15 protein-coding genes are annotated in these 20,840 nt (G+C 49.8%); 8 read left to right on the top strand and 7 right to left on the bottom strand.

The features are described 5' to 3' along the window. Nucleotides 1-66 precede the first annotated feature (66 nt). Complete coding sequence (gene gss, locus NAZ64_RS06105; protein ID WP_000033690.1) at nucleotides 67-1,923, top strand: bifunctional glutathionylspermidine amidase/synthase; 1,857 nt, start codon at nucleotides 67-69, stop codon at nucleotides 1,921-1,923. 659 nt (nucleotides 1,924-2,582) lie between these two features. Further along, nucleotides 2,583-3,641: a methyl-accepting chemotaxis protein gene (locus tag NAZ64_RS06100; protein ID WP_024797624.1), complete on the top strand. Its 1,059-nt coding sequence runs from the start codon at nucleotides 2,583-2,585 to the stop codon at nucleotides 3,639-3,641. A gap of 299 nt (nucleotides 3,642-3,940) precedes the next feature. Here NAZ64_RS06100 and uxaC read toward each other — a convergent pair whose 3' ends face one another. The 3 genes from uxaC to uxuA all read right to left on the bottom strand — a co-directional run bounded on the left by uxaC (nucleotide 3,941) and on the right by uxuA (nucleotide 8,132). Next, entirely contained in the window at nucleotides 3,941-5,353 is a 1,413-nt protein-coding gene (uxaC, locus tag NAZ64_RS06095; RefSeq protein ID WP_220569623.1) for a glucuronate isomerase, read from the bottom strand. Between the two features lie 11 nt (nucleotides 5,354-5,364). Continuing rightward, nucleotides 5,365-6,837 carry a fructuronate reductase gene (locus NAZ64_RS06090; RefSeq protein ID WP_220569624.1) on the bottom strand — a complete coding sequence of 491 codons (1,473 nt, stop codon included), beginning with the start codon at nucleotides 6,835-6,837 and terminating at the stop codon, nucleotides 5,365-5,367. A gap of 110 nt (nucleotides 6,838-6,947) precedes the next feature. After that, nucleotides 6,948-8,132, bottom strand: coding sequence for a mannonate dehydratase (gene uxuA / locus NAZ64_RS06085; RefSeq protein WP_000815487.1), 1,185 nt, complete (start codon nucleotides 8,130-8,132; stop codon nucleotides 6,948-6,950). 403 nt (nucleotides 8,133-8,535) lie between these two features. Here uxuA and NAZ64_RS06080 point away from each other — a divergent pair, with 403 nt between their 5' ends. Next, nucleotides 8,536-9,840, top strand: coding sequence for an MFS transporter (locus NAZ64_RS06080; protein ID WP_000784371.1), 1,305 nt, complete (start codon nucleotides 8,536-8,538; stop codon nucleotides 9,838-9,840). Nucleotides 9,841-9,919: 79 nt separating this feature from the next. Here the strand turns inward: NAZ64_RS06080 and uidC are convergent, their stop codons facing one another. Genes uidC through uidA form a run of 3 tightly spaced genes read right to left on the bottom strand, consistent with a single transcriptional unit; the run spans nucleotide 9,920 to nucleotide 14,402 of the window. Further along, nucleotides 9,920-11,185, bottom strand: a complete 1,266-nt coding sequence (gene uidC, locus NAZ64_RS06075; RefSeq protein WP_000712675.1) for a glucuronide uptake porin UidC — start codon at nucleotides 11,183-11,185, stop codon at nucleotides 9,920-9,922. A 35-nt stretch (nucleotides 11,186-11,220) separates the two neighbouring features. Next, nucleotides 11,221-12,594, bottom strand: a complete 1,374-nt coding sequence (gene uidB / locus NAZ64_RS06070) for a glucuronide transporter (RefSeq protein ID WP_001075549.1) — start codon at nucleotides 12,592-12,594, stop codon at nucleotides 11,221-11,223. Then, on the bottom strand, nucleotides 12,591-14,402 hold the full coding sequence (uidA, locus tag NAZ64_RS06065) for a beta-glucuronidase (protein ID WP_000945953.1): 1,812 nt from the start codon (nucleotides 14,400-14,402) through the stop codon (nucleotides 12,591-12,593). The genes uidB and uidA overlap by 4 nt, the downstream gene beginning before the upstream one ends. A 376-nt stretch (nucleotides 14,403-14,778) precedes the next feature. On the opposite strand from uidA, the gene NAZ64_RS06060 reads away from it, so the two are divergent. The 5 genes from NAZ64_RS06060 to iraD all read left to right on the top strand — a co-directional run bounded on the left by NAZ64_RS06060 (nucleotide 14,779) and on the right by iraD (nucleotide 19,118). Beyond that, entirely contained in the window at nucleotides 14,779-15,375 is a 597-nt protein-coding gene (locus NAZ64_RS06060) for a TetR/AcrR family transcriptional regulator (protein ID WP_000428463.1), read from the top strand. A gap of 311 nt (nucleotides 15,376-15,686) precedes the next feature. Continuing rightward, on the top strand, nucleotides 15,687-16,565 hold the full coding sequence (locus NAZ64_RS06055; RefSeq protein ID WP_220569625.1) for a carbon-nitrogen hydrolase family protein: 879 nt from the start codon (nucleotides 15,687-15,689) through the stop codon (nucleotides 16,563-16,565). Between the two features lie 38 nt (nucleotides 16,566-16,603). Beyond that, on the top strand, nucleotides 16,604-17,527 hold the full coding sequence (locus NAZ64_RS06050) for a polysaccharide deacetylase family protein (RefSeq protein ID WP_000540892.1): 924 nt from the start codon (nucleotides 16,604-16,606) through the stop codon (nucleotides 17,525-17,527). A 725-nt stretch (nucleotides 17,528-18,252) separates the two neighbouring features. Then, a complete protein-coding gene (locus NAZ64_RS06045) occupies nucleotides 18,253-18,738 on the top strand; it encodes an Hcp family type VI secretion system effector (protein ID WP_000338747.1) in 486 nt (161 codons plus the stop codon). After that, nucleotides 18,738-19,118, top strand: a complete 381-nt coding sequence (gene iraD / locus NAZ64_RS06040; RefSeq protein ID WP_001543513.1) for an anti-adapter protein IraD — start codon at nucleotides 18,738-18,740, stop codon at nucleotides 19,116-19,118. The genes NAZ64_RS06045 and iraD overlap by 1 nt, the downstream gene beginning before the upstream one ends. A gap of 136 nt (nucleotides 19,119-19,254) precedes the next feature. On the opposite strand, the gene NAZ64_RS06035 is transcribed toward iraD, so the two are convergent. Beyond that, nucleotides 19,255-20,739 carry an NAD-dependent phenylacetaldehyde dehydrogenase gene (locus NAZ64_RS06035; RefSeq protein ID WP_220569626.1) on the bottom strand — a complete coding sequence of 495 codons (1,485 nt, stop codon included), beginning with the start codon at nucleotides 20,737-20,739 and terminating at the stop codon, nucleotides 19,255-19,257. Between the last annotated feature and the right edge of the window lie 101 nt (nucleotides 20,740-20,840).

Raw genomic sequence — 20,840 nt, 5'->3', positions numbered from 1 at the left:
ACAGAGCAGACAATCAGAGCGAAATCACGCCAGGCTGCTCAGGCGGTCTTGTTTTGAGGTAAGTGCATGAGCAAAGGAACCACCAGTCAGGATGCCCCCTTCGGGACATTATTGGGTTACGCCCCCGGCGGCGTAGCGATCTACTCTTCAGATTACAATTCCCTCGATCCGTGGGACGACGACGACGCAGCTTTTCGTAGCTACATCGACGATGAATACATGGGGCATAAATGGCAGTGCGTGGAATTTGCCCGCCGTTTTCTCTTTCTGAATTATGGCGTTGTTTTTACTGACGTCGGCATGGCCTGGGAAATCTTCTCGCTGCGTTTTCTGCGCGAGGTCGTGAATGACAATATTTTGCCTTTGCAGGCCTTCCCGAACGGTTCGCCGCGCGCGCCGGAGGCCGGGGCGCTGCTCATCTGGCAAAAGGGCGGCGAGTTTAACGAAACCGGGCACGTTGCGATTATCACCCAGCTCCTGGATAACAAAATTCGTATTGCTGAGCAAAACGTTATCCACACGCCATTGCCGCCAGGGCAGCAGTGGACTCGCGAACTGGAAATGGTCGTAGAAAACGGGTGTTACACCCTGCGCGACACCTTTGATGACACGACGATTTTAGGCTGGATGATCCAGACCGACGACACGCAATACAGTTTGTCACAGCCTGACATCGCGAATCAGTCGCTGGCGATTCGCGGCGCAAGACTGCCAGAGAAAGGTCAGTTTGACGGTCAGTGGCTGGATGAGCGCGATCCGTTACAAAAAGCCTATGTACAGGCGAACGGACACGTTATCAATCAGGACCCGTACCAGTATTTTACCATCACCGAGAGCGCTGAACAGGAGCTTATCAAAGCGACCAATGAGTTGCATTTGATGTACCTGCACGCCACGGACAAAGTTTTAAAAGACGATAATCTGCTGGCGCTATTCGATATCCCCAAAATTCTTTGGCCGCGTCTGCGTCTCTCCTGGCAGCGCCGTCGTCACCATATGATCACCGGTCGTATGGATTTCTGCATGGATGAACGCGGGCTGAAAGTCTATGAATACAATGCCGATTCCGCATCATGCCATACCGAAGCGGGATTAATTCTCGAAAAATGGGCTGAGCAGGGCTATACCGGTAAAGGGCATAACCCGGCAGAGGGCTTAATTAACGAGCTGGCAGGCGCCTGGAAACACAGTAAAGCGCGTCCTTTCGTCCATATCATGCAGGATGATGATATCGAGGAGGACTATCACGCGCAGTTTATGCAGCAGGCGCTGCATCAGGCCGGCTTCGCGAGCAAAATTCTCCGCGGGCTGGGCGAGTTGCGCTGGGATGACGCCGGGCAGTTGATCGATGGCGACGGACGGCTGGTGAATTGTGTCTGGAAAACCTGGGCGTGGGAAACGGCGATGGAGCAGATACGCGAAGTCAGCGAGACGGAGTATGCCGCAGTACCTATTCGTACCGGGCACCCGGAAAATGAAGTCCGGCTGATTGATGTATTACTGCGCCCGGAAGTGTTGGTGTTTGAACCGCTGTGGACGGTGATCCCGGGTAACAAAGCGATCCTGCCCATCCTGTGGTCGCTCTTCCCGCATCATCGCTATTTGCTCGACACGGATTTTACCGTTAACGATGAGCTGGTGCAGACCGGCTATGCGGTAAAACCGATTGCCGGACGTTGCGGTAGTAATATTGATTTGGTGAGCCATCAGGAAGAGCTCCTGGATAAAACCAGCGGCAAGTTCGCCACGCAGAAAAATATCTATCAGCAGTTGTGGTGCCTGCCGAAGGTCGCCGGGAAGTATATTCAGGTCTGTACGTTTACCGTGGGCGGTAACTACGGCGGTACGTGCCTGCGCGGCGATGATTCATTAGTCATTAAAAAAGAGAGCGATATTGAACCGTTAATTGTCATCAAAGCGTAACGGGGTCATTCTCGTCGGGATATCGGCGTGGGTGCCGATATCCCGCCTGTTGTGTTTACCAGCGAACGGCTGTCAGCCTGCCATTTACTGGTAACATATGAGAAATAATATCACAAATTATTCTTAACTTTTCTGACGCAGGCGGTGACGCTCGCCGCGTTGGCGCATCCGTTTCCAGATTTTCGTCTAATCGGTACTTTTTGCGGCCGGTTACGCCGCCCCCTATCCCTTTGGATTTAGGTCATGCCTGTTTGGCTGGTAAACGGACAGCATAATATATTGACGAGTTTAAATGATATTGTTAGTCATATAAAAAGTTTACGTTAGGTTATTTTTCTATTGCAAAAGTTTGCGTTTAAACCCTGTCTGCAATCTTCGGGCCGAGATATAGATACACCTAAGTAAATGCAGTTAATTATTATTATCAGCCTTGTAAATGATATTTGCGTATAAAGCGAAGCGACTTCCATTATGACTATTAATAGTATTGTTGAATAGTTTACTTTGTAATTATTTAAGTTTGGTGGACGTTTTGTCTTATTCTGGTGAGCGTATGGTTATGGCAGATGACAGCCGATTTTTCATTATGTTAGCATGAGTTGATAATACTTTATCCAGGCATAGATCAGGATGTCCACATATAATAAGGAGAATGGTATATGTTTAAAAAAGTATTAGGCTTGCGCCACTGGAATAATAATGTTGTAAAAATACCGCCGCCAGCAGCAGAATCTGGCGCTAATGCGTCTGACGTGGTGGTGGATACTCCTGAGCCTTATGAGCGGATACTGTGTCAAAAAATTCTGATGGGGATCTCGACGATCGATATCATTCGTAATGCCATCATTAAGTCCTGTGAGCAGCTCAACATTGAAAAAGAACGCATTAATGAACTTAACGAACAGAATGATAAAGCCAGAAGTTCATTAAAATCGCTCGTGGAATTTATCACCGAAATTGGCACGACTTCATCGGATATTGGCTGTCGTATGGGCGACTTAAATACCTCTTTAACGCAAATTAATGCGTGTATTAAAGAGATACAGAAGATCGCTAACCAGACCAATTTGATAGCGATTAACTCCGCGATCGAGGCCGCGCGCGTAGGGGATGCCGGGCGTGGTTTTAGCGTTATTTCGAAAGAGGTGAAAAACCTGTCCGAAGATGTTAAACACAGTTCGAAAAGCGTCAGTACGTTAACCTCTGTAATCAAAGATAATACGGCCAGAGTGAGTGAGGTGCTGGATAACCAACAGCCGGTTATTGATAATATTACGACTAACATAAATCAAATTGTGGAGTCTATTGGCATCGTCATCGATAAATCGCTGAGCATGAAATCGGTCATGCAGTACATCTCTACGGTGCAGTTTTTGAATATTGTCAAAGTTGACCATGTTATCTGGAAAATGGAAGTCTACAAATTACTCTTAAATAAAGACATAAACAGTAAAATAACGATGCACGATCAGTGTCGGCTGGGGAAATGGTACTACGGTTTTGAAGGGCAGCAGTTTAGCAATTACTACAGTTTCCGTAGTCTGGAAGCGCCGCATAAAGAGGTGCATACCGCTGGTCACTCTGCGCTGAACTATTTTGCCGCAGGCAATATGAATGCGATGTCGCAAGAACTCGACAGAATGGAGCGATCCAGTAATGAGGTGGTTAACCAGCTGGAAATGCTGGCTGTCGATTTGTTAAAAGAAACCACACTGTGAAGTCATAAGTTATTACCGTATAACCAACAGGAGCCATCATCAACAGGACTGATGTATCACACTTTCTGCACTGGAGTTATTCCGGACAGACAAAAGAAGCATGACGCAGAAGATGGCTGTGTTTGTTCACCCGAATCACTTACCTTAGTAAGTGATTCGGGATTAATCAGCAACCTCTTTGCTTTTTATCGACGGCCAGACGTTGGCTGGAAAAGTGCGTTACTGCTAAATTTCTCACTCTCTTACCGCCTTCCTGCCTCTCGAAATACCTGAAACCTGTGCTCACAGATTAATAGCGATTATTTAATCGTGAAATAACGCTGGGCATTATTGAAGCAGATATCCTGAACCATACGGCTTAGCATCGCTTCATCATCAGGAATCTCTCCGTCCTGCGCCCACTGTCCCAGCAGGTTACAGAGAATACGACGGAAATATTCATGTCGCGTATAAGAAAGGAAACTGCGGGAGTCGGTCAGCATCCCGACAAACTGACTTAACAGTCCCATTTGCGACAGTTGCTCCAGTTGGCGCAGCATCCCGTCTTTCTGATCGTTAAACCACCAGCCGGAACCAAACTGCACTTTTCCGGCAATTCCCGGTCCCTGGAAGTTACCGATCATGGTCGCCAGGACTTCGTTATCACGTGGGTTCAGGCAATAGAGGATAGTCTTGGGCAGTTCATTGGTCACATCCATACTGTCGAGCAAACGGGAGAGCGCCCAGCTAATGTTATTATCGCCAATGGAGTCAAAGCCGGTATCCGGCCCCAGCAGGCGGAACATCCGGGTATTATTGTTACGGATCGCGCCAATATGTAGCTGCATCACCCAGCCGCGCGCGACGTACTGACGGCCCAGCCAGACCAGCACCGCCGTGGTAAACTGGGCGATCTCAAGTTCGCTCAACGTTTCGCCAGCCAGACGTTTGCCCAGAATGGCGTCAAGCTGCGCGTCGTCGGGCACCGGCGCAAATCGCAGCGTTTCAATGCCATGATCCGACGCGCGGCAGCCGCAGGCGGCGAAATGGTCGAGGCGGCGAGTGAGCGCCTGACGTAAATCGTCGAAACGGGTAATGCTGACATCTGCCGCCGCTTCCAGTTTCCCCAGGTAATCGACAAAGCCGTCCAGTTCGATTTTGAAAACTTTGTCGGGGCGCCAGCTTGGCGCGACTTCAATATCAATGCTGTCGTCGGCGGCTATCTGGCGGTGATATTCCAGAGAATCTATCGGGTCGTCGGTGGTTCCGACCATCCGCACATTCATCTGCTGCATAATACCGCGCGCGGAAAAGGCCGGCGTCGCCAGTTTCTCATTACACTGCGTCCAGATACTTTCCGCGGTATCCGGTCCGAACAGCGTACCTGTAATGCCAAATGGACGGCGTAGTTCAAGGTGCGTCCAGTGATACAGCGGATTGCCCAGCGTTTTTGGTACGGTATTGGCCCAGGCCATATATTTTTCATAATCGCTGGTCTCTTTGCCGGTGATCAGCGACTCATCCACGCCTGCGCTTCGTAGCGCTCGCCATTTATAGTGGTCGCCTTCCAGCCAGATCTGACCGAGGTTATCGAAACGGCGATCGTCGGCGATTTCCTGCGGACTTAAATGGCAGTGGAAGTCATAAATCGGCATGGGCGCGGCGTATTTATGGTACAGCGTGCGGGCAATGTCGTTTTTAAGTAGAAAATCTTCAGTCATAAACGTAGCCATGATTTATCTCCTTACTTAGCCAGCGCTTCTACCGTGGCTTTCGCGCCATTCTGCAATAGCTGTTGGTAAGCGTCGGTAACGGCTTGCACAAATTCGTGGTTCTTCGGCAGGTCGTTGCCAAAGATAGACTCGATGGCCAGTAGCCCGCGAACGCGTTCTTCCGGCGTCTGATATTGCTGATGAATCGCCTGATACTGCGCGAGCAACGGATCGACGACATCAATGGTTTTACCTTGTTCATCGACACCGCCGACGTAACGCATCCATCCGGCGACGCCCAGCGTCAGGTGGCGATAGTTATCGCCCTGTTGCAAGTGCAGACGTACCGGGTCCAACAAACGCTGCGGCAGTTTCTGACTGCCATCCATCGCGATCTGCCAGGTGCGGTGTTTCAACGAGGGGTTAGTAAAACGCGCGATCAACAAATTCGCATACCCTTCCAGATCGGTGCCTTCCGGCATTGACAACGTCGGCGCTTGTTCATCAAGCATCAGCGCCAGCGCCGCGCGACGGTAAGCCGGGTTGGTCATGGTATCGGCGATAGTGTCATACCCGCCGAGATAACCCAGATAGGCGAGGAAAGAGTGACTGCCGTTAAGCATACGCAGCTTCATCATCTCAAACGGTACGACGTCTGCAACGAATTGCGCGCCGACGGTGTCCCAGTCCGGGCGACCATTCACAAAGTTATCTTCGATGACCCACTGGCGGAAGGGTTCGCAGGCGATAGCGCAGGGATCATAAACCCCTAACTGGTCGGCAACCAGTTGTAGCGTCTCTTCGGTCGCTGCCGGAACAATGCGGTCAACCATGGTGCAGGGGAAGGTCACATTGTCGGCAATCCATGCGGCGAGGGCGGCATCGCGAGCTTTTGCCAGACCGAGGACGGCAGCCTTCGCGACGTGACCATTCTCGCGCACGTTATCACACGACAGCACGGTAAAAGCTTTCAGTCCTTGCTCCCGGCGCATGTTTAGCGCTTCGACAATATAGCCAATGGCGGATTTAGGCTGCTGTGGATGGGCAAGATCGTTTTGGATCAGCGGGTTATTGACATCAAGCTCGCCGCTGGCGGGGTCGGTGCAGTAGCCTTTTTCGGTCACGGTTAAGGAGACGATGGCGGTTTCCGGGCGCGCCATTGCCGCCAGAATCCCTGCATGACCGTCGAATTCAGGGTGTAGCGCTTCTTTCATTGAACCGATAATTTTCAGTTCGGTGCTTTCTGCGCCGCGTTCTGCAACGGTGTACAGCAGATTTTGCGCTTTCAGGTTCGCGATCAGCCGCGCGTCGTTACCCGGCATCAGGTTCACTTCACAAATGCCCCAGTCGCTGTCGCTCTTTTCCAGTAAATGATGGGTAAAGAGCGCCTGGTGCGCGCGGTGAAACGCCCCGCAGCCCAGATGCACAATACGGGATACCAGACGTGATTTGTCCCAGTTTGGGCGGGCGACGGAAACCTGGGCGGTGGCGATATTCTGTTCCATTGCAAACTCCTGTCATTCGACGTCTTCGCCCGCGATCTCCGGGGCGAGGCATGTTGCTATTGCATTGAGTAGGGGAAATCGCATGACGCGTCGCGCCATGCGAAAGAAGGTTATTTGCTAAAGAAAGCGCGCTGGATAGCCAGTTCGACGCCGCGGACTTCCGCAAGCCCTTTCAGACGGCCAATGGCGGAATAACCCGGATTCGTTTTCTTCTTCAGATCGTCCAGCATCTGATGACCGTGGTCCGGGCGCATCGGGATCAGATCGTCGCTACCTTCGGCTTTACGACGGTGCTCTTCTTCCACAATCGCTTTAACGACTTCATACATATCCACATCGCCGTGCAAATGGGCGGCCTCGTGGAAGGTCTTCGGATTCTCTTCGCGCAGCGTAGAGCGCAGATGCGTAAAGTAGATGCGCGGACCAAATTGTTTGATCATATCAACCAGATCGTTGTCGGCGCGCACGCCGTAAGATCCGGTACACATGGTGAAGCCGTTTGCCATGCTATTAACGGTTTCCACCATCCATTGCATGTCTTCAATGGTAGAGACAATGCGCGGCAGGCCGAGAATAGGGCGCGGCGGATCGTCAGGGTGAACGGCCATACGCACGCCAACCTCGTCGGCAACCGGAATAATGGCTTTCAGGAAATAGGCAAAATGTTCACGCAGTTTTGCTTTATCGATATCTTTATACGTCGCCAGGTGTTGACGGAACTGATCCAGCGTATAGCCTTCTTCCGCGCCAGGTAAACCGGCAATAATGTTGCGGGTCAGACGTGCTTTGTCTTCCTCGCTCATGGTGGCGAAACGCCGCTCTGCCTGAGCAATCTCTTCTGCCGTATAGTCGGCTTCTGCTCCCGGACGCTTCAGGATGTGCAGTTCGAACGCGGCGAATTCAATCTGGTCAAAACGCAACGCTTTGGAACCATCCGGCAATACGTATTCCAGATCCGTACGTGTCCAGTCCAGCACCGGCATAAAGTTATAGCAAACCGTATAGATACCGCATTGCGCCAGGTTACGCAGCGTTTGCTGGTAGTTTTTGATCCATAAATCGTACTGACCGGTGTGGGTTTTGATGTCTTCGTGGATAGGTACGCTCTCTACCACAGACCACTCCAGACCCGCCTCTTCAACGATTGCTTTACGTTTCTGGATCTCGTCTACCGACCAAATTTCTCCATTCGGGATATGGTGTAACGCCGTTACCACGCCGGTTGCGCCAGCCTGGCGTACATCTGACAGCGTTACCGGGTCGTTAGGTCCGTACCAGCGCCAGGTTTGTTTCATATCTCGTTTCCTCTTCTTGCGATAACGTCTTCGTGGTTGACCCATTGCCAGCCAACATCGAAACGTGCTTTGTAAACCCGTTCTGCCCCCTAAATTCAACCAAAATTTTTCTCATGTCAACCTTATTGTCTAAATTGGCTAACCAAATCACAAATATCATCATTCACGGTCTGCCAATTTTATTTATTTGATCTGTGTCAATTTTTGCTGGGTGAAAAGCATTCACCATTCAACTTGAAATGAGTTGATGTATTTATTTCAAGAATATTAAGGGCGGGAGTTGCCGCCTGATTTTGACCGGTCCGGATGCGAAAATATTGATTGGTCAACCAATTTTGTGATTTCAGTTTTCCCGCTACAGGTCAGACGGCGCGGAGCTAATGTTTTTTAACGAGGCTTTATCATGAAGATGACAAAATTAAGATGGTGGATTATCGGCCTGGTCTGCGTAGGGACCATCGTAAACTACCTGTCCCGTAGCTCGCTTAGCGTTGCGGCGCCAGCGATGATGAAAGAACTCCATTTTGATGAGCAACAATATTCCTGGGTGGTGAGCGCCTTCCAGCTTTGTTACACCATTGCGCAGCCGATCACCGGCTATTTGATGGATGTCATCGGACTGAAAATCGGCTTCTTTATCTTTGCCTTGTTGTGGTCGCTGATCAACATGGCGCACGCGCTGGCCGGCGGCTGGATAAGTCTGGCATTTCTGCGTGGTCTGATGGGGCTAACCGAAGCGTCAGCGATTCCTGCCGGGATTAAAGCCAGCGCCGAATGGTTCCCGACGAAAGAACGCGGTATTGCGGGGGGACTGTTTAATATCGGTACTTCGATTGGCGCGATGCTGGCGCCGCCGCTGGTGGTCTGGGCGATGCTGACCTTTGCTGATAGCGGCATCGGTACTGAAATGGCGTTTGTGATTACCGGTGGGATCGGCGTGCTGTTCGCCATCACCTGGTTCCTGATTTATAACTCGCCAAATAAACACCCGTGGATCACCCACAAAGAGCTGCGTTATATCGAAGACGGCCAGGAAAGCTATCTCCAGGACGATAACAAAAAACCGGCCGTTAAAGAGATCGTTAAAAAGCGTAACTTCTGGGCGTTGGCGATTACCCGTTTTCTGGCTGACCCGGCATGGGGAACGCTGAGTTTCTGGATGCCGCTGTATCTGATTAACGTGATGCATCTGCCGTTAAAAGAGATCGCCATGTTTGCCTGGTTGCCGTTCCTGGCGGCGGACTTTGGCTGCGTTGCAGGCGGTTTCCTGGCGAAGTTCTTCATGGAAAAGATGCACATGACCACGATCAATGCGCGTCGTTGTAGCTTTACCATCGGCGCTGTTTTGATGATTTCGATCGGTTTTGTCAGCATTACGACTAACCCGTATGTCGCCATTGCATTGATGAGTATTGGCGGTTTTGCGCACCAGACGCTGTCTACCGTCGTGATTACCATGAGCGCTGACCTGTTCAAGAAAAATGAGGTCGCGACAGTTGCCGGTCTGGCAGGATCTGCGGCATGGATGGGACAGTTAAGCTTCAACCTGTTTATGGGGGCGTTGGTCGCTATTATCGGTTACGGCCCGTTCTTCATTGCACTCAGTCTGTTCGATATTATCGGCGCCATCATCCTGTGGGTACTGATTAAAGATCCGGAAAAGCACCACCCGCCAATGACGGAACAGCCGCTGGCGTCTCACCGCTAAAGCTGTCTCGGTTTCACAGGCCTGATAAGCGAAAGCGCTACCGGCCTCTAACGGCCACCTTCGGGTGGCCGTCTTCATCTTACCTGAGCATAAAATCATACTGGATGCTCATTTTCACATCCCAGTAATTCAAGCGATCGCCCAGCGCGCTACCGTCGCGTTTTTCGCGCCCTTTGTCAGCGGCAAGAAAAATGTTCATGCCCTCTAGCGGCCCCTCTTCAATACGATAATTTATGGCTCCCAGCAGACCCAACCCCTTAATTTGAACAGCGCGCTGGCTGGACTCATAACCGCGCGTGACGACAGGCGCGAATGTCATGGTGAGCTGTGGCGTAACACGGTAATTAACGCCCGCCTGCCAGGACTGCATGCCTTCCCGGTTGCGATCGAGGCTTAAAGAGAAGGGATAACCAATATCGGTATCGACTACTGCGCCGTTCATGGCGTGTTGCAGATAGCCGCCGCTGGCAAACAGGCTGCCCCAGGGGGCGCTCCAGGTAAACTGAGCGCTAACCAACCCGGTCTCATTAGGCTGGGTGGATGAACGACTTAGCCCCTCCAGCCGGGCGTAAAAACCGAGCAGCTCGCCTTTCAGGGCATAACCATCGTCTAGTGGTATCCGTTTTTCAAAGATACCCTGTACCTGACGGGAGACATCGTTTTGCTGCGAGCCGCCTATGGAATAGCGGCTGCTCTCGTCGTGCCAGCTGGCGGCGAAAAATGCGCGTGGACGATGATGATCATATTGACCCGTTTTACTGTTGTAGACGCCTTCATTGCGAATACCGGTCGTTGAGTCTGTCCACTGAAAAACGCGGGTACGCCACATTGCCCAGAACTCTACATTTGGCGTCAGCGCCAGGTAGCCCAGCGCGCCTTCGGAAGCGGTCGGTAGCGTGCGTTGTGAGCTGCTGGCGATGAGTGGAATTCGCCAGGGGAGGCTGCCATAACTATAATCGGTGCCAAAACGACCTATTTTTAAGCGGCTATTTTCTGTTGGCTTTATTTTTATTGCGCCAAGCACATAGCCGAAACTCTCGTGTCCGTCTAAGTACCAGCGCGTACTCATATTATCGCGAGCACCGAGTTTATAAACATAATACGCGCTACCCTCGACGCCGATCCGTTGTGAATAATAGCTGCTATTAAAATCAATTAACCCACCCTGAACCCAGGCATAAATATCTCTGCCTGCGCCCGCGCTGGGCTTATCAGCTCTTCGTAACTCATTTTTCAGTCTAAAACGTAAGGCGGACTCATCATCAGAAATTTGTAGGGCCAGGGCAGAAGGACAGGCCGCGACTACTGCTATTGGAATAGCCGCTATCTTCGCGAATTTTTTCATTGTTTAACCTGTTGTATATTATTGTTATCGAAAAGCTATTTATTAAAATCTTTAATAAGTTGTTGCTGTGACTGTTTTCGTTTATCTATCTCCTGAACAATCTCCTTAAATTTATTATCCGTTAATGGGTAAAACCAAATAATAATAAAAGCCAGTAACATAAAGCCGCACGGTATGAGCGATATAGACATCCGGATACCGGTAATGACTTCCGGCGTCTGCGTCTGATTGGCGATATAGCCACTTAACCCAAGAATAAAGGCCGGAATAGAACCGCCGATAGCTTGGCCGCATTTACGGGTAAAAGAAAATAGCGAGTAAGTCAGACCTTCTATGCGCACGCCCGTGAGATATTCGCCGTACTCCACGGTATCCGCCTCCAGCGCCCACATTACCGTCATGGTGATCCCCTGGCCAATAGCGGCAATCGCCAGAGCGGTTAAGGCCACGGGCACTGAATGGTCAGACATATAAAAGAAAAGCAAATACCCAAGGGTGCCCATTAAGGCGCCCGCCAGGAAGGTATTCTTCTTACCTATCTTCGCCACCAGACGGGGAACCAGAGGTGCTGACGCCACAGAACCTACCAGCATTTGTACCAGCACGATAACCGAGAAAAGGGCGGTATCATTCAAAACATAGCGTACATAGAACAGTGACGATGCGCTGACGGCGAAGGTCGAGATCAGAATGCATAGCGCGCCGGTACAAAGCATCATTAGCGGGCGGTTCTGTTTAAGCGTTTGCAGACTGATTTTTAACGACGGCTGCGCGACGATACGCACCACGTTTTCGCGGGTAGATTTAAAACAGATGAAATACAGCGCCATACCGGCAATGGCCAGGATAATGGTCCAGAAGAGGTAGACCGACGCCATTTCTGTCGGGCTGGAATGAGTAATACGCGGCCCGATCAGGAAGGCCAGACAGACAAACGTTAGCGAGGCCGCAATACTGCGCGCCGCGCCGAGACGGGCGCGCGAACGCGGTTCCTGAGTCATTGCCGTCGCCAGCGATCCATAGGGAATATTGACCATGCTATAGCAGAACCCAAGTCCCATATAGGTGAGATATGCGTAAATAACTTTGTTGCTATGACTCCACTCTGCCGGGACGCAGAATACCAGTACGCTAAACAGCATTAACGGTGCCGATCCGAACAGCAGGAACGGGCGAAATTTCCCCCAGCGGGTATTTACACTATCTACTATGCGTCCCGCCACCACATCGGCGAAGGCGTCAAATATTCGTACCAGTAAGAGCATCGTACCGGCAGCGGCGGCACCGACGCCTGCGACGTCGGTGTAATAACTTAGCAGGAACAGCGCCCCCATGGCGAAGGCGAAATTATTGGCAACATCACCCAGGCTGTAGCCTACGATAACGCGCCAGGAAAGCGGCTGGTTCATGATTTCTCTCCCTGCTGTGGCTTTTCGCCGAAGGTCATACCGGTCCAGCGTTTTTGCAGTATAAAGGCCGCCGATTTTGGTCTTCTGTCGCGGGTAAAAATCCCTTTTCGATTACCGCCGACGCGCATAATGCCCTGTGAAGTCGCGAAATCGGCAAAGTTCCAGACCTGCTCGCCGACAACGGCGCTAACGCGATCGAATACTCGGTGATACATCTCCAGCCAGGCGCACTGGTACTCTTCGCTCCACATGTCGCTGTACATCGAATGCAGCCCTGCCAGCGTATCGACGCCATATTCCGTCATGATGATGGGGCGGTGGAGTTTCTCCTGCCAGGCCAGTAACTCTTTCTCCAGCACTTTTTCTGCTTTCGCAAGATCGCCGCTTTGTACATACCAACCGTAATAGCGGTTCAGGCACACCACATCGAAGAGGTCGGTGATGGTGTCGGTTTCCACATCACAAAACATGACGTTCACGCAGGTTATAGGGCGGGTCGGGTCCAGTTCGCGCGTGGCCTGCGCCAGTGGCGCAAAATAGTCTCTGGCGCCTTCTGGACGGGTATCCGGCTCATTCGCGATACTCCACATCACCACGCTGGGATGGTTTTTATCGCGGGCGATCAATTCCTGAATAGCCTTGAGATGCGCCCGCTGTGTTTCATCATTGACGCCTTCCTCGCTGTATAGCGCCTTCGGTTTTTCGCAGGAATCAAAGCCGATACCTAAAGAGAGATTGAAACCAACAGCTGCTGTTTCATCAATGACGACAATGCCATGCTCGTCCGCCCAGTCGAGCATCTCTTCGGCGTAAGGATAGTGCGACGTGCGATAAGAGTTGGCGCCAATCCACGACATTAGCGCGTGATCGTGTACCATCAGCACGTTATCAAATCCCTTCCCTCGTAGATCGGCATCTTCATGGCGACCGAAGCCGGTAAAATAAAAAGGTTTATGATTTATCAGAAACTGTTCGCCTTTTACCGCTACGCTACGGATTCCTACCCGAAGCGGATAGTCATCACGTTCGTCCTGATGCTGTGCGATAACCCGCAGCTCGTACAGATATCCTTCGCCCGGTTGCCATAATCGTGGCGCTGCTATCTGTAATTCGCCCTTTGCCCCTTCGCCGTAGGCGACAATATGCTGCCCGGCATCCCGCAGTTCTACGCGTACTTCACCGTTGGCCTCCACCCGCCAGCTAAGCGTGGCCCGGGAGAGATCGTTCGCGACCTCCGTCGTCACCGTAATATCCTGAACAAACGTTTTTGGTGTGGTGTAGAGCATGACGCTACGGTGGATACCGGCGTAATTAAAGAAATCATGGAAGTATGATTGCTGCCTTTTCCCCGTTTCATCACGGGTCACCACCCCCGGAGGGATAGTCTGCCAGCTCAGCTCGTTATTGACGCATACTGTGATACGTATGCTCTCTCCGGCTGCCGCCAGGTGGCTGATATCCGCTTCGAAAGGTGTATAGCCTCCCTGGTGTTCCATCACGGCGTGGTCATTTACCCATACCTTTCCATAATGCGTGACGGCATCAAAACGTAGAACGATGCGTTGATGCTCCCAGCCTTTGGGGATGCGGACGTTGAGCTGATACCAGACATTGCCGACATAGTTGCGGATCTCTGCATCGGCAAACTGATCGTTATAACTACCCGGTACGGCGATAGCGCGGCTTTGGGGGAGCGGTTGTCGCCACCATTGTTGCGCGATACCGCAATCGTCTGCATCCGTGCAAAACGACCACAGTCCATCAAGTTTTTTGATTTCGCGGCTCTGGGTTTCTACGGGACGTAACATTGTTCACTCCTTAATCCTGATGAATTTTCATTGGTCAACCAGCAATAAAACAAGTTAACCAGTTGTCTGAGGCAATAGTTATCACGCAGCGATCGAGAGGGAAAATGCAGAAAGGAAGGATCTTAAGGCGGATCAAAAAAAACAGGATTGCAACCTGATTTTTGTTTCTTTTGTCACATAAAACCATTTTCATCCGTTGACATATGGCAAAAAATGTTCAACCGAACGTTCGTTCTACTGTTTTTTATACAGGAGGCGAGGGGGGAGGGGGACGGGAGGGATATCATGAGGATCAAAGAAAATAGGATGAAGAGTAGGCGCCTGAAGTGCGCCCGGGTACACTGCCACCACGCAGAGTGAAAAATGGGTCAACGTAATGGAGAATAAACTTACCGAATCACTACCGACGCGGATGCGAATTTTACGCGCCGCCAGGCAGTGTTTTGCTGAAAACGGTTTTCACAGTACATCAATGAAAACGATCTGTAAGGCCAGCGACATGAGCCCCGGCACACTCTATCATCACTTCCCCTCTAAAGAAGCCCTGATTGAAGCCATTATTTTAGAAGATCAGGAAAGAGCACTAACCCATTTTCGTGAGCCGCTGGAGGGCGTTGGGCTGGTGGATTATCTGGTGGAGTCAACTATTGCCGTCACGCGTGAAGACTGCGCGCAGCGGGCGTTGGTTGTAGAGATTATGGCTGAAGGGATGCGTAATCCTCAGGTCGCGGAAATGCTAACCAATAAATACCACACTATTATCGCCTCGCTGGTTGCACGTTTTAACGATGCGCAGGCGAAGGGGGAAATTGGCGCCGATGTGGATAAAGAAATGGCGGCAAGGCTATTATTAGCTACCACGTATGGTGTTTTATCGGATAGCAGCTCTGCTGAGAATGCCCGGCACGTCAGTTTTGCGACGACGTTAAGAACTATGTTAACCGGGCTACTAAAATGCAACTCTGCAAGCTAGTGTCGGTAAAAATACGCGTTGGTTTTATACCAGCGCGTTATCATTTAGTTTGCCTGATTATTTTTAGATGATGAAAATAATATTGTGGTAAGGGTTATTGTTTTTCGCCTGGATTTTTATCGACTCTCTGTCCGCTGCGATCATCGATAAAGTCCCCTTTATGTAAATAAAGGTTCAATGCTTCTACTCTTTTCTCCATATATTTTGCGCAGCTTCACAAAAAATAACCTGATGTCGTAATGTCCACTCCCTAATATTCTCCATGCGCTATACGTTAATTTAAGTTTAAATTTCATGCCGGGGATATCACGATGTCACGTAATTTTACTGTTTCAGCCTGTCAGTATATTGTTACCGAAATAAACACTTTTGAAGATTTCATAACAAAGGTAAGGATACTTCTTAATAAAAGTCAGGGTGCTGATGTCGTTATCTTCCCGGAGCTATTTACCATTGAGTTATTTACATTATTGAAAAAATGGCAAGAAAGACCCATTTCACACCTTACTTTAATTGATCAGTTCACGGATGCCTATAAGCAGCTTTTTCAACAGGAAGCGAAAGAAAGAGGACAGTTCATTATTGCTGGCTCTCATCTGGAGCAGACCGGAGTAGATCGCTATGAGAATGTTGCGCATATATGGGGACCCGATGGCGAACATTATGCCCACAGTAAGACGCATATCTTCCCGGCTGAACGGGGTTGGTATACTCAGGAAGGCGATAAAATGGCTGTTTTTCAACTGCCATTTGTAAAGGTGGGTTTTAATATTTGTTATGAAGCAGAAATACCGGAGTGTGCCGCGACGCTGGCGGAACAGGGTGTAGAGTTAATTTTAACGCCTTCCGCTACGTTTACTGAACAGGGGTTTTGGCGAGTCAGGCATTGTTGCCACGCACGTTGTATTGAAAATCAAATTTATCTTGTTCACTGTTGCCTGGGAGGAAACCCGGGTGGACCACTGCCAGGCTGCTGGGCCCGAAGTTCAATTTTAAGCCCCTGTGATGTCGTGTGGAAAAATCCACAAGGTATTATCGCAGAGGCGCACGTCAATCAAGAGGATGTCATTTCAGGAGAAATTAACCTCGATGTTCTATATGAAAATAGACTTGGTGGGGCAGCAACAACGTTCAAGGACAGACGCAGAAAAGCAGGCATATATAATATCTGGCCATCACACATTAAATAACAGAATGTGTCCCTTCTATGTATTAGCTGGAGGTCGTTATGGGATATTTAAAATTACCTGAGGGTAAAAGGATTGCGGTCAATCTTGGTGTCGATGTAGATGCTCAGTCTTTATGGCTGGGCGGATTTAATCGACCGTCGCCATCCTTTATGTCACGAGGAGAGTTTGGTGCACAAGTTGGCGTACCAAGGCTTCTGAAATTGTTCAAAGAAAATAATATCAAAACCACCTTTTTTATTCCCGGACACACTGTAGACACCTTCCCGGAAATCAGTAAAGCGATTTTTGATGCCGGGCATGAAATCGCTCACCATGGCTACTATCATGAAAACCCGACGCTGGTGAATCGTGATACAGAGCGCCGACTAATGGATCTGGCGTTCGCCTGTTATAAAAGACATTTCGGCATACGTCCTGTGGGATACCGTTCTCCCTATTGGGATTATAGCGAGAATACGCTGGATCTTCTGGAGGAAGCCGGTTTTCTCTATGACAGTAGCCTGATGGCGAGAGATCTTGTGCCTTACCATCCTCAACGTTGGCAGGTGAATTGGGAGACGGGAAATATCGCAGGCCCGGCCAGCGCGATTCTGGAAATTCCTGTTAGCTGGTATCTGGATGATTTTCCCGCACTGGCGTATACCGGCAACCAGGAGGGGATGAGCGATACTGACGGTGTTCTGCGACGCTGGAAGGATATTTTTACCTATGCTTATAACCATCAGGAAAACGGTTTATATGCGATGGCTCTTCATCCGCAGATAATCGGTCATGGGCATCATATGATGATGTTGTCACGTTTGATTGAACATATTAAAGGGCATGATGGCGTATGGTTTGCAACCTGTGAAGAGATAGCCAGTGTCTGGGTGGATGACGAAGAGGATCGACAAAAAATGCTCCGTCCTGATGTTCGTGGCGTAGCGCCGGTTCCGGATGATTATGGCTGGCCAGGCAAATGATATCACCTCATGACAATGTTAATATCAGTCGGGTAACGGATTACCCGGGCAGAAGTTACCTGTTTGCCCGCTCGGTAATGCATATTGTCCATCAGAAAGGGAGACTATCCCGGGACGTATAAAATCTTTTTTATTTCGGTCAAAACGTTAATCAACGAGAATAGTTTGTTTTTTGATTTAAATCATTTTTTAGTGTTCACAGGAAAATAAGCAAATAACATTTATAATGTGAGTATTAAGAAAAATAAAATTTCCATAGTGATTAATTTTTATTTAACGCTTTGATTTTTAGTGTTTTTGTATGTGTTAATTGATGTAAATCAATTTGGGGTTTTTTATTAAATAAGTAAAAATTAAGTTGATATTTGCTTTTTGATGTGTTTTTTATATATAGCTGATTATTATTCTGAAATGTCAATTTTTGAATAACGACGCTGTGATACCGGCACCAGGGATACTTTGCGATAAAAGGGATTGAATATGGCAGAGAGCGTTCAGTATAACCTCAATTGTATTTGGCCACAGCGGGCCAAAACCCTCTATTGCATTGCAACCAGCGGAATAACGTTCATCAGACGCGGGTAAACGTTGGCAAAATCCCTGCAAACCTGGCGCTTTTCACGCTGTGTTTTTTGGTAGTTGCGCTTTTAATAAGAGTCACAAGCGTTGGCCGCCGGTATTCGTCTGGCTGCTGAACTGCCACCTGATCAACAAGGAGATAAATCATGGATGCGATTTTTTTAAAGCTCGACAATATCAAAGGCGAAAGCCAGGTTGAAGGCTTTGAAGATCAGATAGAGATCATGTCTTATAGCCACAATGTGGCAATGCAGGTAAATAACGATGTTAGCCTCGCCGAGCGGACTTCCGGGCGTGCGCATGTTGGTGAAATGTCGCTCACCAAATTTGTCGACCTCGCCACGCCTGTGCTCAATGAGTACTGCTGTAGCGGGAGGCTAATTAGAACAGCGGTGCTGACGTTGTGCCGCAATGACGACGGCAAAATGCGGTCGCTTATCGTTTATACCCTGACAAACGTGCTGATATCACAACTCAGTGTTAGCGGCGGCGCCGGCGGTAAGCCGGTGGAAACGATGTCGCTGAACTTCACGAAAATCGAATGGCAAATCACTGCCGAGAAATCAGACGGCGCTCAACAGGAGTCCAGAACGTCAGTATGGGATCTGGCGATGGACCAGATAGGGAAATGATGATGACGCCAACCATTCCGGTCGCGCTATTCGACAGGCTCTTGGTTGAGGGGATAAGCCCACATGAATTGGTACGCCGCAAGTTAATGTGTTTATTCAACTCTTGCGCTGTGGCAGGTGGCGAGACATTACCGCCGCTGCTCACTCGGGGTATGCCGGAATGGCACGAGGTGAATGTGGGTGACAAACGGGTTCTCAACTGGTTTTGCCGTGAGCTTCGCGCTGCTATTTTACGTTATGAACCGAGCATCAACATGCTGAAAGTCAGTGTAAAAGATGCCCATCATCAGACGCTGGCGTTGTCTTTGGAAGCGATGTTACAGGATGAGTCTGAACCGTTAAGACTGGAGATAGCCTACTCTAACGGTAGATGGCGCTAGTAATGCAGAAAAGAACGCCGGGCCGGGCGTTTTACATTACCCCAAAAGCAATAAAACGCAGCGAGCGAACCTGATAATCAGGCAGACAGTCCACCTTTCGGTATGGTTTGATCTGCCTGCATCATTTTCAGGATGGTTAATAACGGACCATGACAGATTTAAGTTCGGTATAGTCATCAATAAACGCGCTGCCAAATTCACGACCAATGCCCGATCCTTTCATCCCTCCAAAGGGTACCGCAGGATCGAGGAAGGTATGCATATTGACCCACACCATGCCAGCATCAATATCTTCAGCGTAGCGTAATGCCTTAGAAATATTTTCCGACCACACACTTGCTGCAAGGCCAAATGGCGAAGCGTTGATATGCGAAAGCGCCTCTTTTTCATTCTGATAACCGATAAAGCTACAGACAGGGCCAAAGGTCTCCTCGTGCATCAGCGTACTGTTTTTACTACGCACTTTTACCGCCGTCGGCTGTAAAAAGTACCCTTCGCCGGGTAAAGTTTCACCGCCGTAAACAATGGTATCCCCTTCTTCCCGTGCGATTTGAATCAGACGCAGCACTTTTTCAAGCTGAACCTGATTCGCCAGCGGGCCCATCACCGTTTTTTCATCTAAAGGCGAGCCGGGCACGATCTCCGATAACCGTTGCCTGAGGAGCGTCATGACCGTATCCAGTTTTTCCTGGGGCAGATAAAAACGCTCTGCGGCAGCACAAATCTGTCCTTGATTCAGATAACCGGCTTCAAGAATACCGTTGACCATGGCTTGTGCCGTGAGATCATTGAGAAACAGCGCCGCATTTTTCCCTCCCAGTTCGAGGGTAACGCGTTTTCCTGACGATGTTGCCGAACGCCGGACTTTCTCACCTGTCGCAACTGACCCGGTGAAACTCACTTTGGCGCAATCTGGATGCGCGATCAGCTGTTGCGCTATCTCACCGCCAGCACCGTTTACCACGTTAATCACGCCATCAGGGAAACCTGCCTCTTTAGCCAGTTCAGCGACTCGCAGCAGTGTCAGCGGGGTATATTCACTTGGTTTAATGACGATGGTGCAGCCACATACCAGCGCTGCGGCCAGCTTCCAGATAGCAATCATAATTGAGAAATTCCACGGCACAATACCGACGACCACACCAATGGGTTGGCGTTGGGTAAACGCTGTGTATCTCTCTTCTCCCATTGATGGCAGGGAGACATTCAGCGTTTCACCGGTTATTTTTCCTGCCCAACCGGCAAAGTAACGCAGGAAGGCCACTGACTGATCGAGTTCAAGACCGCGCGACAGCATAATCGTTTTACCTGAACAGACGCTTTCCAGTTGAGCTAACTCTTCACGATGAGCGGCAAGAGTATCAGCCAGTTTCAGCAGTAATGCGCCGCGTTGTAACGTTGGCATTTTACGCCAGACATCAAACGCCCGTCTGGCGCTCTGCATGGCCTGTTCTGCCTGCGCAGGGGTTGCCGACACAACGTCGGCGATGATTTTGCCGGTGGCTGGATTAGTGACCGAAAAGTTCGTGCCGTTTCCGGCCTGACGTTCACCTGCAATAAATTGTCCGTGTCGTTGGCGTAAAAAAGTCGTTACTTCGGCAAGTAATGTCACATCGCTCATCAGAAGTGCCTGTAGGTCAGGAATGTACGTTTTTCCATCCCAACATACTTTTTCGGAACTGAATATCGTTCCAAAGAACGTCATTCTTCCGGACGATATTT

The sequence above is a fragment of the Salmonella sp. A1325 genome (assembly GCF_056991255.1).
The sequence above is the reverse complement of the archived record's forward strand: the minus strand, read 5'-3'. Positions and strand labels throughout refer to the sequence as shown.